11 protein-coding genes are annotated in these 17,852 nt (G+C 50.0%); 3 read left to right on the forward strand and 8 right to left on the reverse strand.

Annotated elements, in window-relative coordinates; translation table 11 throughout:
- Positions 1-86: 86 nt before the first annotated feature.
- Together MKX74_RS19860 and MKX74_RS19865 are read right to left on the reverse strand one after the other, a co-directional pair.
- Positions 87-5,378: a S8 family serine peptidase gene (locus MKX74_RS19860; protein WP_341180616.1), complete on the reverse strand. Its 5,292-nt coding sequence runs from the start codon at positions 5,376-5,378 to the stop codon at positions 87-89.
- Positions 5,379-6,375: 997 nt separating this feature from the next.
- Entirely contained in the window at positions 6,376-7,314 is a 939-nt protein-coding gene (locus MKX74_RS19865; RefSeq protein WP_341179575.1) for an aldo/keto reductase, read from the reverse strand.
- 523 nt (positions 7,315-7,837) lie between these two features.
- On the opposite strand from MKX74_RS19865, the gene MKX74_RS19870 reads away from it, so the two are divergent.
- The 3 genes from MKX74_RS19870 (at position 7,838) to lpdD (ending at position 11,407) form a co-directional block, all read left to right on the forward strand.
- Positions 7,838-9,349 carry an RtcB family protein gene (locus MKX74_RS19870; RefSeq protein ID WP_341179576.1) on the forward strand — a complete coding sequence of 504 codons (1,512 nt, stop codon included), beginning with the start codon at positions 7,838-7,840 and terminating at the stop codon, positions 9,347-9,349.
- Between the two features lie 99 nt (positions 9,350-9,448).
- Positions 9,449-10,765, forward strand: a complete 1,317-nt coding sequence (locus tag MKX74_RS19875) for an AAA family ATPase (RefSeq protein ID WP_341179577.1) — start codon at positions 9,449-9,451, stop codon at positions 10,763-10,765.
- Between the two features lie 294 nt (positions 10,766-11,059).
- A complete protein-coding gene (gene lpdD / locus MKX74_RS19880; RefSeq protein WP_018885000.1) occupies positions 11,060-11,407 on the forward strand; it encodes a prenylated flavin chaperone LpdD in 348 nt (115 codons plus the stop codon).
- A 51-nt stretch (positions 11,408-11,458) separates the two neighbouring features.
- Here lpdD and MKX74_RS19885 read toward each other — a convergent pair whose 3' ends face one another.
- The 6 genes from MKX74_RS19885 to deoD form a co-directional block, all read right to left on the reverse strand.
- Positions 11,459-12,346 carry an AraC family transcriptional regulator gene (locus MKX74_RS19885; protein ID WP_341179578.1) on the reverse strand — a complete coding sequence of 296 codons (888 nt, stop codon included), beginning with the start codon at positions 12,344-12,346 and terminating at the stop codon, positions 11,459-11,461.
- A gap of 477 nt (positions 12,347-12,823) precedes the next feature.
- Entirely contained in the window at positions 12,824-13,603 is a 780-nt protein-coding gene (locus MKX74_RS19890) for an amino acid ABC transporter ATP-binding protein (RefSeq protein WP_341179579.1), read from the reverse strand.
- Positions 13,600-14,283: an amino acid ABC transporter permease gene (locus tag MKX74_RS19895; RefSeq protein ID WP_341179580.1), complete on the reverse strand. Its 684-nt coding sequence runs from the start codon at positions 14,281-14,283 to the stop codon at positions 13,600-13,602. The genes MKX74_RS19890 and MKX74_RS19895 overlap by 4 nt, the downstream gene beginning before the upstream one ends.
- Positions 14,284-14,396: 113 nt before the next feature.
- Positions 14,397-15,236: an amino acid ABC transporter substrate-binding protein gene (locus tag MKX74_RS19900; RefSeq protein WP_018885004.1), complete on the reverse strand. Its 840-nt coding sequence runs from the start codon at positions 15,234-15,236 to the stop codon at positions 14,397-14,399.
- Positions 15,237-15,651: 415 nt separating this feature from the next.
- The gene (locus MKX74_RS19905) at positions 15,652-16,953 is read right to left on the reverse strand and encodes a pyrimidine-nucleoside phosphorylase (RefSeq protein WP_341179581.1); all 1,302 of its coding nucleotides are present in this window, start codon (positions 16,951-16,953) and stop codon (positions 15,652-15,654) included.
- Between the two features lie 57 nt (positions 16,954-17,010).
- Positions 17,011-17,718, reverse strand: a complete 708-nt coding sequence (deoD, locus tag MKX74_RS19910) for a purine-nucleoside phosphorylase (RefSeq protein WP_018885006.1) — start codon at positions 17,716-17,718, stop codon at positions 17,011-17,013.
- Between the last annotated feature and the right edge of the window lie 134 nt (positions 17,719-17,852).

Here is a 17,852-nt window from a genome sequence, read left to right on the forward strand (position 1 = left end):
AAGGCCCCAAGCCAGTACCTCGATGGTACAACGCTTGGGGCCTTTATCTTGATGATTATCTACTGAGTAACGGACAGTATTCTAGATCAGATCGGATTAACATACAGCTTGCCTGGCGTCTCGATTTCAACTTCATTTCCGGCTGCATCACGTATCCGAATGACGATAACACCACCCGAGAGACGAAGTGTATTCGGCGTATTGTAGTAGGCTTCATATCGTCCTGGAGCAGCCTCGAAGAATGAGATTTCATTCCGTGCGCTGCTGGAGACCAGCGGTACCTCAATCCGGAAGGAAGCCTGCAGCCCCGGATCACTATCAAAGGTCACACGCAGGGCTTCCCCAGGTGTAATCCGCACATCCTCTGTCGGCGTCACATTGCGAATCTCTGGCAGGGCTTGCTCCAGATGGACTGTACGGGTAACGCTAGTCTCGTTGCCAGCCAGATCCCGTGCTGTAACGATAATCTGATTCTGCCCTTCTTCAATCAGCAAGCGATGACTGAAGCTTCCGTCCTCCTCCACCTGTACCTCCGCGCCGTTAATGGTCAAAGTGTGCAGGTAGTCGTCATGGACTGTACCCGTCACCCGTAGATCCCCGGCATTCGTACGTGTACCATCCACAGGCGCCGTGACCTCCAGCACTGGTGCTGCTTGATCCAGAATGACATGCACTGGTGCGGAACGATCCGTAAGCTTGCCGTCTACCAGAGCCTGCACGCTCAGTGCATTATCACCCGCTTGCAGCGTAATTGGCAGACTGAATTGCTGGTTCTCAACTGTCGTAGTGCCGACCAATTCCTCACCGTTGAAGAGCTGCAGCTCAGCTCCATCGGCCGGAGATGTCCCCGTGACTGTCAATGCCTCCTCAGCTGTATAAGTATCCGTGGCTGGAGTTACGATGACCGGCGCATTGACCGGATAGCGCACGAGCGCACGTATCATGTAGTTGCCTTCCTCCACAGGTGAGAGACTCCAGGTTCCGCTGGCACGCTGCCAACTGCGGAGTGCATTCGGGCTACTCTCGTCTGTCGCCAGACCCGGAGCTGCCGTTCCTGCTGGTGTCTGAATGTAGACAATGTAGAAGTCGCCCTCTACCGTTACGGGCTCCTCAAGCTCCAAGCGTGTCCATTCGTTATTCCGCAAGGCTGTTGCATCAAATGGACCTGCCAGCAGCCTTCCCGGTGCTCCACCTTCACCAGAAGCATCATATACCGCATACTGGAAGGCAGTACCACCTGGCTGCGGCCATTCTGTATTCCAGAACCGGATGGCAGCGCCTGTCACCTGAGCATGCTCCGATGCGGGAGTCATGCGTACAGCCCAAGCATTGCCTCCAGCATTGAAGGCACGTGCATTCTCTGGTGTACCGTCATCATACGCAATCTCACCCGGGAAGCCGATAAACGGCTTCAGTGCAATGGATACTTCCTCGGTATCATTACCCGAGACTGTAACCGAGACCGTGTCAGCATAATAATCCTGTGCCGCCAAGGACAGCGTATAGTTACCCTCAAGTAATTGCAGTGTAAAGCGACCTGCTTGATCCGTAGTCACCACAGGAGCAGCTGCATCCTCCAGCACCACAACTCTGGCACCGACGATCGGTTGACCGCTGCGCTCATCTGTCACCACACCTTCAAGGGTACCTTGAGGAATAGCCTCCAGGTTAAAGGTAGCTCTCGTCTCTGTACCGTCAGTAATGTTGACCTTGCGAGTCTGTGGATAATAGCCGTAGGCCTCTGCCTTCAGCGTATATTCTCCAGCCGTATGATGGAGCGTGTAGCGCCCAGTAGCCGGATCTGTCTTCACGGAGCGTCCGGTCTCGACTACTGTAACCGTCGCGCTGGCTGGAAGGCTCTCCAGTCCAATCTCTCCTTTGTCTCCTTCTGTGCTCACTGGCGTTTTGGTGGAGAAATCTTCCTTGCCCGTAATGGTAATTTTGTAAGGAACCTCGTTCTTCTCTTGCTTCTCTTTGTCAGAGCTCAGCTCCAGCACAATGTCACGCGTCTTCGCCACACTTGGCAGAGCCATATCTACGATCCGGAAATTATCAATGTACCAGCCCGTCTTCACCACACTACCGTCGGACTGTAGACGGAAACGAACGATGACTTCCTCACCGGTGTATGCATCCAGGCTATAATCGACAGGTGTCCATTTCTTGCCGAGCGTATTGTGCGAGAATTTGCCCAGCTCTGACCATGTATCTCCTCCATTACGAGAAATCTCGACATACCCATAATCGTATCCTCCCTCGATCTCGAACCAATGCGAGAAGGACAACGTAGCATGCTCACGATCAGTCAAATCAATGACTGGGGAGGCTAACCAGAAGTTGGCACTACTCTCGTAGGTACCGTCCAGATCCGTACCCCATACATTAGGCGGTGATACCGCTTCTACTGGACCTGGTGCTACAGGAACACCGCGCTCCCACTCATCCTTTGTTCCACCATGTGTCCAGCCATTGTCAGAGCCGGAATCAAAATTATCACTATAAATCACTTCAGGGAGACGAAACTCAACTACCGCAACGTTGGACCGTTCACCTACATTTCCACTGTAATCCTTCGCTGCAACCGTATAATACGTCGAGCCTGTGACCGTAATGACATCATTAAAGGTCAGCCCTGTTGTCGTTCCGATCGCCGCGTAGTCAGTAGCTTCATAGGTCGCCCGGAACACCGTATATTCCTTCACATCCTCGTCTTGAGGGGCAGTCCAGTTCAGACTTACCTGACCGGTAAAATTAACAGACGCTCGTAGATCCTGAGGCGCACCCGGTGCAATGTCGTCCAGTCTCTCTACAGCGAAGTCGTCAATATACCAGCCAGCTTTTTGGGTCGTATTATCACTGGTAAGAGTGAACATCAGCTGTACCTGCTGTCCCGCATAAGGCGTCAAATCTACATACTGCTTGCGCCAGTCGCCACTAGTACCCGTAAAGGTCAGCACAGGCTCGAAGGCGAAGTCATTCTCCTCAGCGGCTACAAGCACTTTGCCATAGTCAAAGTTGTTCTCAAAATCGTACCAGTGCTGGAATGACACGAGAGCTCCCTTCGCACTGTCACGCAGATCAATCGGAGGTGCAAGCAGGAAGGAATTCGCACCAGCAGCATAAGTACCGCTCAGGTTGCTAGCGAATACCTTGCTGCCCGAATAAGCTGATCCAGGGCCGCTTACCGGCTCTCCCCAAGCCCATGTATTTCCGGTCCCACCACTAGTGAAGCCGATTCGATCCGTCTCAAAATCCTGCGTATATCCAGGCTTCACGCCACTGGATACCGTCACCGTGTACACTTCGCTGGTTACGCTGTTATTTCCATAATCATTTACACGAAGGTAGTACTCAATCTCTCCTTCATTCAGAATGAACGAAGGTATGGACGCTGTGTATACTCCATCTGTGCTATTGCCCGAAATCCGTTCAAAAGGAAGGTACAGCCAATGTGACGAGCCAGCTTCTCTTACAAAGCCTTCGACAGACAGCACCGAGACGTTATCTGTCACCTTGGCCGTCAATAGAGCATCAGTCCCCTTAAAGACAACCTCTAGTGGTGTATGCTCCAGCACAGGCTCCTCCAGATCATCACCTCCGGTAACTACTCTACCGGATACACTACCCATTCCCTCCAGCACAGAGTTGACAGCATCTCTGGCATTGACAATCCCATGACCATAGCCGTTATTCGGTACCTGTGGATATTGACTATCCGTTCTTGGTACGGCTGTATCTATGATGATCTGTTCCAATTGATCGACCGTAAGTGAATGATTGGCTTGCAGCAGCAGAGCCGCAATCGCAGTCGTATGCGGTCCAGCCATTGATGTACCATCCCAATCCTGATTCTCATAACCACCCCCAGGGACAGAGGAGCGAATATTTACACCTGGAGCGGATACTTCAGGTTTGATCTCTCCATACGGAGATGGCCCCAGCAGGGAGAAGCTCGCTAAGTTACCGTTGATATCCGTTGCACCTGTAGCGATGGATTCAGGATAGTTCGCAGGATTCGCTACCGATCCGGGTCCACCCGGGTTGGTAGCGCGAGTATTTCCAGCCGAGAACTCAGGGAAAATCTGGGCATCCCGCCATGCCTGGACGACAGGTCTGAACCACTCATCCATACCTGCGCCGCCTCCCCAGGAGTTGTTCACGACATCCGGGGCCAGCTCAGGATGCAGATTCCCTTCAGCGTCTACTGGAGCCAGCAGCCACTGACCGCCATCCAGAATAATCGCATCTGTCGTCTCCGGGTTAAAGATTCGTACAGCCATCCATTTGGCTCCCGGGGCAACCCCGATGTAATTGGTACCGTTTGGTTCCGAGCCAACCATTGTACCCATCGTATGTGTGCCATGACCATCCGTATCCTGTGGCAATCTGGAGCCGCTATGAGGGTCATACCAGCTCAGCTCAGGATTGACGATATTGCCCTGGGCATCAATCCCGCGCCATTTGCTGCGCAGAGCAGGATGTGTATAGTCGACGCCGGAATCCAGGTTGGCAACGACGATTCCGGTACCGTCAATTCCACGCTCCCATACCTCTGGGGCATTGACATATTTAATGTTCCACCATAGCGTTGAGGGGTCCACAGCATGCTTGACTGTGCCGTCAGGCAGCTTGTCTGTTACAGCGCTTTTGCCTCCGTCCTGAACGGCTGCATCTGTCGCTGCCTCTTTGGCTGGAGCAAGTGCTCCTGCTGCCCCTTGTTCATTCGCTGACTTCTGCTCAACAGCTGAAGCTGCACCTTGAGAGGCCTTATCCTTCACAGCCTCTGCCTTCGTCGTTGCTGAAGCTGCCTCGACTGCTACCGGATCTGTCTTCGATGCAGCCGGAGTAGCATGATCCACTGCCTGTACAGGCTTGGCAGCTGTAGCTTGCGGAGCCCGATCGAGATAACGCGTCTCATTCGGCAGTAGCTTCTCTACCTCCGGAAGCTGTGCGATATTCTCCATTACTTCCTTGGTGCTTGTGATTGCAAGGGCATTGACGATGAAGTAGCTCTTATACTCCTTGACCTCCCCCTTTTCAAGCTCCTGCTCCAGATATTGCTCCAGCTCATACTGTGTCCGCGAAGCCGTATTCCGCAATGAGCTGATGACATTGCTGCGAACTGACATCTTGACTGCAGATGGCGTTAATTTCTGTAAGGTGGCCTGTTGCAGGCTATTCCGGGCAACCGACTGTGTATCTACCTGTTCCTTCATTTTGACGAGATAGGTGACATACTCCCCTTGATCAAATTGCTTGCTTAGCTTGGCATCAATGCGACTGGATGCGGCGGGCGCCGAGCTAGATTTCAGCTCAATCTTGTCGGATGCTCCGGCAAAGGCAGGCTGATACAATGTCACGGTAAGTAGGACAACCATTAGTAGTGCTACATGCTTTCGCAAAGCGGCGGCTGACTTGTTCACTCTCTCCACTCCCTTATATTTAGTGATTACTGCAAACCTCATAAAGTCCATATAGATTCCATATAGGTTCCAATAGATTCCAAGCTGTTTTCTAACGCTGATTCTAATGCTGATTCAAAGGTATCCCTTCCGTCGGCTGCGCCGGATGTACGCAGGGGTATATGTATCTGTCATTCACGCTGAACTCGCGTATCACCGGGTCAAACTTCTTGCTCCAAGCTTCTGTCTGTCGTTAAAGCATCACCTCCCTACAGTCATTGACTACTAAACACTTCTCGCAAGAACAAAATTAAAGTCCCCTAGCAGTGCTACCAAAAAAAATAGCTGAAATACAGACGCAATGAGAATGCAATAACTGGAGAAGAGTAAGTAAACCTTAAAATATTACACTGTTATGATAGGTTTACTAGGTTTAATGTCGTGAGATATAGCTGAGCAGGGGATCACTAGAAGCCCTTCATCAGAAATAACTGACATTGTCGTTGATGTGAACAGGAATAGAACCATTCTGGGATGCTGAAGCAGGTATGAGTGTGAAAGATGATTGAGACGGAACGGATAGGTAGGAGTATCTAACTGATATGCGGGTTGATCTTATCTTACAATGCCAACTCTAGTAGATAAGCGTGTAGGCGTTCTAATTCTTCTATATCTTGGGATAGATTAACAATTTTACAAGTATTATAATGTCGAACAAGAAAGTGCACAAGAGTTTTATTCAAATAATTTCAAAATAATCCTTTATATTCATTTCATTTGCATTTTAAGATAAGAGCAGGCCCAGTATTCGAGACCTATTGCATATTTGCGCAAAAACTGAATCATCATGTCATATACGCCGTGACAGCGAGCAACAAAAAAGCCAGACAACGAATGCTTGGTTCGTCATCTGGCTTGTATGGACTAATTTGAATAGACTTTTAGGGAACAATTTAGGTTGCTGTAGGTCGCTTTAGGTCGCAAAAATAGTGTCAATCTGCTTAATCTCATCAGCAGTTAGCTCTACCTTCAACGTCTTCAGATTCGACAGCACCTGATCGGGGCGCTTGGCTCCTGGAATCAGAGCATCAATACCCTCAACTGTCAAATACCAAGCCAATATGACATGAGCTACCTCTGCGTCTTTGGCCTTAGCAATGGCACGAACCTGATCCACCTTAGCCAGATTGCGTGCAAAAGCCTCCCCTTGGAATAGAGGGTTATTCTTGCGAATATCCGTGAATGTATCCCCAAGTCTATACTTGCCTCCTAGCAGGCCGGCCGCAAGTGGAAAATACGGCACGAATGAGATTCCATGCTCGCGGGTATAAGGCAGCAAATCATGCTCCGCATCTCGATGCAGTAGATTGTAATGGGACTGAAGCACATCCACATGGCCCTCCTTGTTCGCTTCCCGTAGCTGCTCAATGGAGAAATTCGACACGCCAATCGCCCGAATTTTGCCCTCATCCTTCAGACGCTTCAACTCCCCCACCGCTTCGTCCTTCGGTGTATGCTCATCTGGAAAATGAATGTAATAAAGATCAATATAATCCGTCTGCAATCGTCGTAGACTGTCCTCTACAGACTGCCTCAGGAACGCTGGAGAATTGTCGATGGCCATGTCCCCTTCTGCTGGCTTATGAGCACCCTTGGTTGCAATGACGACACGATCACGTCCTCCTTGCTCCTTCAGCACCTCTCCGATCAGCTCTTCCGAGCGTTCGGGACCATATATATAGGCCGTATCCAGGAAATCGACACCTTGTGAGAGCGCTGTTCGCACAATATTTCTGCCCGTCTCATCCTGTAAGCCCTCGAACAGATTGTGACCGCCTACAGCGTTGGCGCCCAGCCCGATCGGTAGAACCTGCAGTCCACTTTTTCCAAGCTGATGTTTCTTCTCTGTCATCTGAACTTCACTCCTTCAAGTTAGAGATTTATCCTCAGTGACTAACCTATCAACACTACTCTATTATACCCCCAACTCTACCAGCAACCAAATTACGGATTATCCTGCTACACTTTCAGACTTTTTCAAAAAAGGGTTGACATCTTCCACAGATTGCCATTAACATAAGATTTAACTTTTGAAAAGGGAGGCCGATGAACATGACCGCAGTCTATAACTTGCATACAAGACACTTGCTAACAGACGTACAATACATGCAAATGATTGAACATCATTGTCTAGTCGGCCTCTTACGGACGACATAATCGATGGCAGCCGGACCTGATTCGGAATGGCTGACTTCGAGTATCTGTGACATTGCTTCGACGCGCCTTCTGCTTGAATGGCGGACTGTCGGAGCTTGGACTTGCGCAGAAGCCATAGACAATATGTCTATGGCTTTTTTGCGTCTATTTATTATAACGAGCAGGCCTCTGGGCCCTGCGGCCGGAGGCTGGAAGCATAGAAAGGATTTTCAACCTATATGGATACCAACAAACAAGCATCAAAACATAGCATTCCAGCATCGAAACCTAATACTTCCACGAATGAACCGAATCTATTTCAGGCTGAGGGCGGGGCCTACAGACACGAAGTCAAGCTTCCTTCTGGTGATTTGACCGTTTATGCAAGCCAGCAGCTCTTCTCCTCCCTGGACTATAAAGTATTCGAGATGGCCAACAACAATCTGCAAATTCCGAACATTACGCATATGAGCTATACTCCGGACGTACATGTGGGTGTCGGTACTTGCATTGGTACAACAGCGGTATGGAATATGATGGATGGATATGTCTCTCCCTCCATCGTCGGCAGTGACATTGGCTGTGGCATGCGTGTCCATCTGACACCACTGCATCGGGATGATCTCAAGGACGTTAAGCTACGACGCAAGCTGGTGAAGACGATCGAGAAGTACTTGCCGATGGAGGCCAACCAACGTGGACACTATTCGGATATACGATTGGAGCATATCGTGCGCAAGGGTCTTCACGGCCTGCCGAACAAGTACATTCCAGATAGCTATACACCCAAGAAATCCACTTCCTTGACCCATGTGGAATCCAGCAAATTCAATTTTGATGAAGAGGTGCTGAACACAATCCAGGATATGACCTGGCACCGGGCACACCGCCAGCTCGGAACTCTTGGTGGAGGCAATCATTTTGCTGAGGTGCAAGCGCTGGAGATCGCCGAGGAGCAGCGCCATATTGCTGAAGCCTGGGGCATGTTCGATGGACAGATCGTCGTCATGATTCATTCCGGCTCACGCGCCTGGGGCAGCGCCGTCAGCCAGACAAGCTCAGCAGCGATTGCCAAGGCCATGCAGCGTCTTGGCATCGGTACAGCTGATCCGAATCTCAAATTCATTCCGCTGGACCACCCGGAAGGGCAGCATTATGTTGACATGCTGTACTCTGCGTTGAACTATGCCGTCGTCAATCGTCATCTGATTGCCTACTCCATTCGTGAGGCATTCCGGGACGTATTCGGACCAAAATGTGAATTCAAGACGCTGTACGACCTCATGCACAACTATGCCTGGAACGAGCAGCACGAGCAGTATGGTGATGTCTTTGTCCATCGTAAAGGTGCGACGCGCGCCCTTCCAGCCGGACATCCCGCCAATCCCAAGCCTTATCTGGAGACCGGACACCCTGCACTTATACCTGGTTCGATGGGTACGTCCTCCTATATTATGCTTGGACAGCCTGAGGGCGCAGACAACTTCCACTCCATCTGTCACGGAGCTGGCCGGGTTCGATCACGAAGTGCTACTAAGCGACTCGTACGTGTCGAGGATTTTGCCGCCGCACTTGGAGTGGGAACCGAGGATGAAGTGATCGTGAACCAGCGCTCGCTGGAATCAATCATTGACGAATCACCGCAAGCCTACAAAAATGTAGATGACATCATTGACAGTGTGACCGGGGCGGGACTCGCCCGGGTAGTCGCCAAATGCAAACCATTGGTCGCAGTGAAAGGAGCCAAATAAGAGTATATGAAGCAACAGACTACAATTATAGATACGAGAATAGATGCAAGGTTACCTCATAGTGAATGTCAGACCACCGACGAGCATCGGGAAAATAGTATGAAGGAAAGCAGAGGGGCTTCCTCCCGTTCGGGGCAGCAAGCTCCTACTCCAGTGGTCTACCGATTTGATGGTGACACGGACGGACGCATCACTGGCTATGCCGATTATGCCCGTCTGATTGACGGAATCAGCACCATTCTATTTCAGAAATATGGAGTTGCCTACGAGCTGTATGCCAGTAACGATCCGAATATGGAATATTGGAACCTGCTGGAGGAGGATGTGTGCAAAAACAATCCAGAGGTAGAGCATGTAGCACGCATCTATGATCGCCTTGAGGAGCGCACTCTCAAGTATGATGATGAGGGAGAGATGCCGGATTATGGCGTTCACCTGTCCATCCATAACAATGTATTCGCATATCCCGAATGGGGAGTGGCATTGGCAAGGGTTCCATTTTTCCGGGAGCATGGCATCTATAAAGAGGATTTCGTGTTCTCCATCGGAGATCAGCAGCTGCTTGATTTTCTCAGTAATGTCCGGGCACGGGAACGCCGTCAGAATATGAATCGAGTCACGGTCTTTACGGACACAACTCATGGAATCAATCGTAAGAGTGAGCCCGTCACAAGAGCGGTCAGCCGCGAGGAAGTCATCATGGACCCTGCCATCAAGCAGGAAATCTTCCGTTCGTTGGATCAGTTCTTCGAGGCGGATCGGACCTTCTACCGGACCTACAATATTCCATACAAACGGGGAATTCTGCTCTACGGACGCCCGGGTAACGGCAAGACTACACTCGTTAAATCCATTGCTGGTACCGTGAACGGCCCAGTGGCCTATTGGCAGATCACGGAGCACACCGACAGCGGCTCCATCAAGGAGGTATTTGAAGCAGCCTCGCGTCTGGCGCCGATGGTGCTCGTCATTGAGGATATTGATTCCATGCCGCAGCATTCTCGCTCCTTCTTCCTGAACACGCTTGATGGAGCGACGTCCAAGGAAGGCATCTTCCTGATCGGAACGACTAACTATCCTGAGAAGATTGATCCGGGACTGATGAACCGGGCAGGTCGTTTTGATCGTGCCTATGAGGTGGCCCTACCGGATGAAGAACTGCGCAGGAAGTTCATGGAATTGCGCGGCATCGGAGCGTTCGTGGCGACGGAGGAGGTCCAGAAGGCTGCCAAGCTGGCCGATGGTCTCTCGCTCGCTCAGCTTGGCGAGCTGTATGTCACGGCAGCACTGGAATGGCATGAGCAAGGACAGACGGACCTCTTGCGTATCATACAAGGCATCAAGGGAGAGCTCGATAAGGAGCGCAAGCAAGACTGGATGGCTCGCCCGGATGACCATCGTATGGGATTCTTTTAAGCAGTAATCAGCTTGATAAAGGGATACTTCGAAGCTGTTGATATTTCAACAGGTATAAGGCCAGCCGAGATCGTGTAAGAACGACCCAAAACCCCTCTGTATTGCAGGAGGGGTCTTGGCGTATCATGTACAACAGATGACATAACATAGACGACAGACTGTGGAGAAACAAGCTCATACCAAAAGCTGAGAACCAGCAATTAGTATGGATACTAACCCGTATTGATCACAGCACACTGTCTCTAAATGCAATAAGGTAGAATAACTAACGAAAAAGGATAAAGGAGAGTTCACATGATACACCTAGAGCGTTCCATGGGAAGAATACATCTGACATTGGATGCGATCCACATGGGTGAGGATATTGTAGTATGCATCAGTGGCGGGGATCGCCCTCATCTGGGCACAATTACAGCAGGTGCACGTCTGGAGCCGATTCGTACCGTTCAGCTGCAGACGCACAAGGAATTTTATATTACAGAGGAGATTGCTGTGCGTCTGCGAAGGCAGTTCCGCGGGAATTTTGCCATCTGCTGCGGTGCCCATCTGGAGCAGATTACGAAGGAAGAGATCACACAGCTAACGGAGCTGGGCATCCAGCTTGGGGACGAGCTCATCCAGCTCCTGAAACAGTCCTCCTAGCTACACAGTCACCACCGTATTCCACAGCACATACTGGAATGTACACGTATATTAATCGCATGCCTGCACGGGAAGACAGATCTTCATTCGCATACGATCCGGAAAACGCGATTGCCGCACATCTGTAATCTCGAAATCGGGTCCTTCTCTTCTGGAGTAGTTCGAATTCGGTAACCATACTCCATAAATATATCTTCGAATGTCCTGGGCCATGGCTGCCGGTCCATCTACCGTAAATTCGGCATACAAGCCAGCTGGTAGCTCCATACTGATCCAGTCCCCATCGTCCGGTGCAGGCAGCAGCTGACTTGTCTGTTCTCCAACTACGAAGGAGAAGGTCCCTTCATCTTCAAAATGACATGCAATGCCATAGCTGAAATCAGGGGCTGCTTTCTCTGGTATGCGCATAAAGTGGCCTTCCTCGCCGAATTGTCGATAAAAATCAGGGATATCTTGATAGTATTGCTCCTCCAGCAGCGTTGTTCGGTATTCGACGCCCAGGATCGGAATTGCGTCCAGCTCACGTATGACAGGCTTGTTCATAGCTATGTCCTCCTTCGTGTGTGTTCGATAATTCAGGAAATCAATAGGCTGCTGCCCTCGTCCGTTCCATGGGTCCTGTTTCCGGCGGAATTGTCCTGGAGTAATCCCCCAGTACTGCTCGAATGCACGGGTAAAAGCCTCCTGGGATTGATACTGCACCTCAAGCGCAATGCTCAATATTCCACGCTCGGTATGTACCAGCTCTCCGGCAGCCATTGTCATTCGGCGCTTCCGTATGTATTCCTGAATAGAGAACCCGGTAATGGCCTGAAATAATCGTTGAAAATGAAAGGGAGAAAAGCCTGTCGTTGCGGCTATTTCCTTCACCTTCAAATCCTCCTTCAAGTGCTCCTCCATGAATACCACTGCCTTTTGCATAAGACGATAATACTCCATATCTGACTCCTCCTTAATCAACAACCGGTATACTCTTACTTGTTCTTACTTGTTCTTACTTGTTCTTACTTGTTCTTACTTGTTCTTACTTGTTCTTACCTGTTCTTACCTGTTCTTACTTGGTCTTTCTCCCCTTCATAGCTCTACTCCTTTTATTCCCTCTATTCTCTCTGTTTCCTTCCATTCTACTAGGTATGAAGTTGCAAGTTTTGATTTATTGTGCTCAAATATATGCCCCCTGCAGCATCGCAAATACAACGCAAAAAAACCTGTCACCAGCATGAGGAAGCTAACCGAAAAAGTTAGTCTATCGTCATCTAATCACAGGTACTACTGGCAATACAGGCCGTATTGGCAGTACGGTTTTACGGATTTTGCAGGCACTACTCGGGGCTATAGCAAACGATACAATATCCACTGACAAGATCCAGATTGTATCGTTATTTAATCAATACACGGTTCGGGCTCAGGGCGCTGTTACTTTCCATCTGACATAGCCATCTCAACAGCTTCTTCCCCACGCAGCCTGCCCAGGAACTGAACAGCTCTTGGACTGACAGGGTTTCTCAGCACTTGAGCAGGCGGCCCTTGCTCTACGATGACACCACCATCCATGAAGATTACGTGATCAGCCACATCCGCAGCGAACTTCATCTCATGCGTTACGATAACCATCGTCCGTCCCTCAGCAGCGAGCTCCTTCATGACTTTGAGCACCTCGCCTACCAATTCTGGATCAAGCGCAGAGGTTGGCTCATCGAACAGGAGCACCTCGGGGTCTACGGCCATTGCCCGGGCAATACCGATCCGTTGCTGCTGTCCGCCAGAGAGCTGGTGTGGGTACACGTCGGCCTTATCCGACAGTCCTACCTTCTCTAGCAGCCCAAGGGCACGCTTACGTGCCTCCTTCTTGCCCTTCTTCTGTACCGTAACCTGCGCCTCCATTACATTTTGCAGCACCGTCATATGCGGGAACAAGTTATAGGATTGAAATACCATGCCTGATTTCTTGCGAAGCGCGAGCATATCCTTCTTGCTTACCTTCGAGCCTCGTTCAAAATGTAGAGATAACCCACCTAGCTCTAGCGTTCCCTGGTCAGGCATTTCCAACAGATTGAAGCAGCGCAGCAACGTCGTCTTGCCAGAACCCGAAGGGCCAATGATGACAAGTACCTTGCCTTTCTCCAGGGAAAGATCTACTCCCTTTAGGACCTCCAGCGAGCCGAAGGATTTGTGTAAATTATGAATGGTAATCATGAAGTTCCTCCCACCCGGTTGGCATGGCGACCTACACGCTTCTCAACATAGTTCTGAAGTGCCGAAAGTACTGTACTGAACAATAAATAAATAACGGCTGCTTCTGAATAGACCAATAACGCCTCATAAGTGGTTGCAGCGATCTGCTGGGATACACGGAACATCTCCAGATAAGCGATACCTGCCGCCAGCGATGTATCCTTCACGAGACTGATAAAGGAGTTTCCAAGCGGAGGAACCGACACCCTTGCTGCCTGTGGCAAAATAATACGTCGCAGCGCCTGCGTTCGGGTCATCCCAAGTGACTCTGCTGCCTCCCATTGACCATGATGCACGGACTGAATCGCCGCACGGATGACCTCCGAATTGTACGCTCCCACACTTAGACTAAAGCCGATCAGTGCGGCAATGAATGGGTCCAGTACGATACCTACCGTTGGTAAGCCATAGAAAATAATATAGAGCTGCACCAGGAGCGGTGTACCGCGTATGATCCATACATAGAATCGAGCGATTGCTATGAGAATGCTTACGCCCGACAGGCGAGCGAGTGCTGTCAACAGCGCCAATACCAAGCCAAATGCAAAGGATAGTATAGCGAGTGGCAGTGTAAAAGCAACCCCTGCTTTTAGCAGGGGCCAGAAGGAATCCATTAGAATTTGAATATCGCGATTGTCCATCTTTCATGACATCCTTTGAATAATATTCATCTTTGTCAAGAGGTTGCAATGCTTAATGATGTCACACGTTGTCACAGTGTATTGACAGCACTATCTTATTTTTATTATTCAGTTTATTTGGATACATCCGTACCGAAGTATTTCTCGGAGATGGTCAGGTAGGTCCCGTCACTCTTCATATCGGCCAAGGCCTTGTTCACTGCCTCTATTAGGTCGTCATTGCCCTTATTGAACAAAGCTGCACTCTCGGAAGCTTCCTCTACTTCATCTACAGCCTTCAATGGCACATCTGGACGCTGCACCTTCAGATCAAGGAAGGATAAACCGTCGTTCACTGTCGCATCTACACGCTTGGAGGTTAATAGGTCGATTGCCTGATTGAAGCCCTCTGTTGCTACGATCTCTGCACCATTGCTCTTCGCAATCTCAGTCAGGTTGCTCGTCAGAGATTGAGCAGCCTTCTTGCCTTTCAGATCAGCGAATTGCTTAATCTCGTTATTGTCCTCACTCACGATCAGCACCGCTTTGGAGACAATATAAGGATCGGAGAAATCATACTTGGCTTGGCGCTCATCATTGATAGACACCTGATTGAACACCACATCGAATCGCTTGGCATCCAGGCCTGCGAACATTCCGTCCCACTGAGTCTCGACGAATTCAGGCTCTACACCCAGACGCTTGCTGACTTCACGAGCGATCTCTACATCAAAGCCTGTCAGTTGGCCTGACCCATCACGGAATGTAAAGGGTGCATAGGTACCTTCCGTACCGATCCGCAGCTTGCCACTTGCCTTGACAGCTTCCAACGCTGACTGGGCTGTCTCCTGATTGCTAGCAGCTCCGTTATTGCTGCCTGCTGTATCCGTAGTCTGACCCGTGCTATTTCCGCATGCTGCCAGCACCAGCAAGAGAATAACCCATGTTACCGCTAAGAAATGTACCCTTTTCATATCTACTTCACTCTTTTCTCTATAAAGTATACCGCTGTGAACCCCTTGCATTAATCAACCAATCTGACGATTAACGAGGCAGCAATTGAATACTACACCATGTTACGGTAAAGCGTCAATTAAAAAATATAATAATTCCGATGAATTTAATGTATTTTAAAACATTCTATACAATCTCTACTTCAGGAGCGGTCAGTAGCCTTGAGAAATCCCTAAGCTACAATAGCTTTTCCTGAGAGAAATAGATTATTCACTTTCATCGTAGGCCCACGTACCAGCACAAAAAAACGTTCCTGAGCCTTGAAAGGACTCGGAACGCTTTCTTGATTACAAGAGTTTTGTTTACTTGTTAACTTTGCGAACTCGTCATCTTTGTTTGCTCGGTAATCCGACTATGATGTGATGTCACATTCATTTAGCCTGTTACTACATCGTACACAAGCTGCGGCGCTACCGCGTGATCAGCAATCTGAATGTGCTCCCGAATCATACGAATGACCTCATCGACCTCTTCGCGGTTAGCGTGAATCGTGACGAGCGACTCACCTTTACGCACCGTATCCCCGATCTTCTTGTTCAGCATGAGACCTACAGCCAGATCAATATCTGATTCCTTGGTCGCCCGTCCGGCTCCAAGCTTCATGGCCGCAGTACCAATCTCATCTGCGGTTATAGCAGCGACGACGCCATCCTGATCAGCTGGTACTTCGATCTGATAGGCTGCTTGTGGCAGCAGCTCAGGACGATCCACCACCTGTTCATTGCCGCCTTGATTGCGGATGAATTCCTTGAATTTATCCAAAGCCTTGCCACTGCGCATAACCACACGCAGCTTCTCCTCGGCTTCCTCCAGCGACGTTGCCTTGCCTGCCAAATAGACCATCTGGCTTCCCAGAGCCAGACACAGCTCCTCCAGATCGGCAGGTCCCTTGCCCTGCAAAGTGTCAATCGCCTCGCGAACCTCCAGCGCATTGCCAATAGCGTAACCGAGAGGCTGGCTCATATCCGAGATCACAGCCATCGTCTTGCGGCCTACACTATTCCCGATGCTTACCATAGCCTGGGCCAGCTCCTTGGCCTCCTCGACCGTCTTCATGAAGGCACCTGCACCTGTCTTGACATCCAGTACGATTGCATCGGAGCCTGCTGCAATCTTCTTGCTCATGATGGAACTGGCGATCAATGGAATGGAGTTGACGGTTCCCGTGACATCACGGAGTGCATACAGCTTCTTGTCCGCTGGAGTCAGGTTGCCACTCTGACCGATTACTGCAATCTTGTGCTCGTTGACCAGCTTGACGAACTCCTCCTTGGAGATTTCAACATGGAAGCCCTCGATTGCCTCCAGCTTGTCAATCGTTCCTCCCGTATGCCCGAGTCCTCGTCCAGACATCTTGGCGACCGGAATATCCAGTGCTGCTACCAGAGGAGCAAGCACCAGCGTCGTCGTATCACCAACACCACCTGTAGAGTGCTTATCAACCTTAATACCGTCAATTGCTGACAAATCAATCGTCTCGCCCGAATGCACCATCGCCATCGTCAAATCTGCACGCTCGCGTCCATTCATATCCTGGAAGAAGATCGCCATCGCGAGTGCGCTGGCCTGATAATCCGGGATGTCCCCATTGGTGTACCCTTGAATGAAAAATTGAATTTCCTCAGCAGTCAGCTCCTTGCCGTCCCGCTTTTTTGCAATAATATCGACCATTCTCATTGTCTGATTCTCCTAGTCGTGATTGAAGTAAGCCTACTCAGGCCTGCTCTATATTCCTTATAAAGAGATCGCCGTATCCAGCGCCACTTCCATCATCTCGTTGAAGGTCGTCTGGCGCTCCTCTGATGTCGTCTCTTCACCTGTGATCAGGTGATCGCTGACGGTCAGAATGGTCAGTGCCTGCACACCATGTCTCGCAGCCAAAGTATATAGCGCAGTCGTCTCCATTTCCACACCAAGAATGCCGTACTGCATCAGCTTCTCCACGACCGATTTATCATCGCGGTAGAACATGTCAGAGCTGAAGATATTGCCCACATGCAGCTTCAGACCTTTGGCTGTGCCGCGATCATAAGCTGCCTTCAGCAACGGGAAGCTGGCGATAGGTGAATAATCATAACCGCCGAATACATGACGGTTCATGCTGGAATCCGTACAGGACGCCTGTGCCAGAATGACGTCACGGACCCGAACATGCTCCTGCATCCCGCCACACGTGCCGACACGAATCAGATTCTTCACACCATACTCGGTGATCAGTTCATTGGCATAAATGCTGATAGACGGAATCCCCATGCCAGAGCCCTGTACAGAAATACGCTTGCCTTGATATGTACCTGTGAAGCCCAGCATTCCGCGCACCTCGTTATAGCAGGTTACATCCTGCAAATAGGTCTCTGCGATATATTTAGCACGAAGCGGGTCTCCTGGCAGGAGAATCGTCTCCGCAATATCTCCTGGTTTAGCTGCAATGTGAACACTCATGAAATTAATCCCCCTCAGAATAGCTGTAGCCTAATTATTAAATGTGATACTATTTTACAGGTTCAATCTATATAGGTGGTACTAGTGAATTTACCAGATTACATGTGAGCATAGAGCTGCTGCAAGCGGGGAAC

The organism is Paenibacillus sp. FSL K6-1230 (assembly GCF_038002385.1).
GTDB classification, from domain to species: Bacteria; Bacillota; Bacilli; order Paenibacillales; family Paenibacillaceae; genus Paenibacillus; species Paenibacillus massiliensis.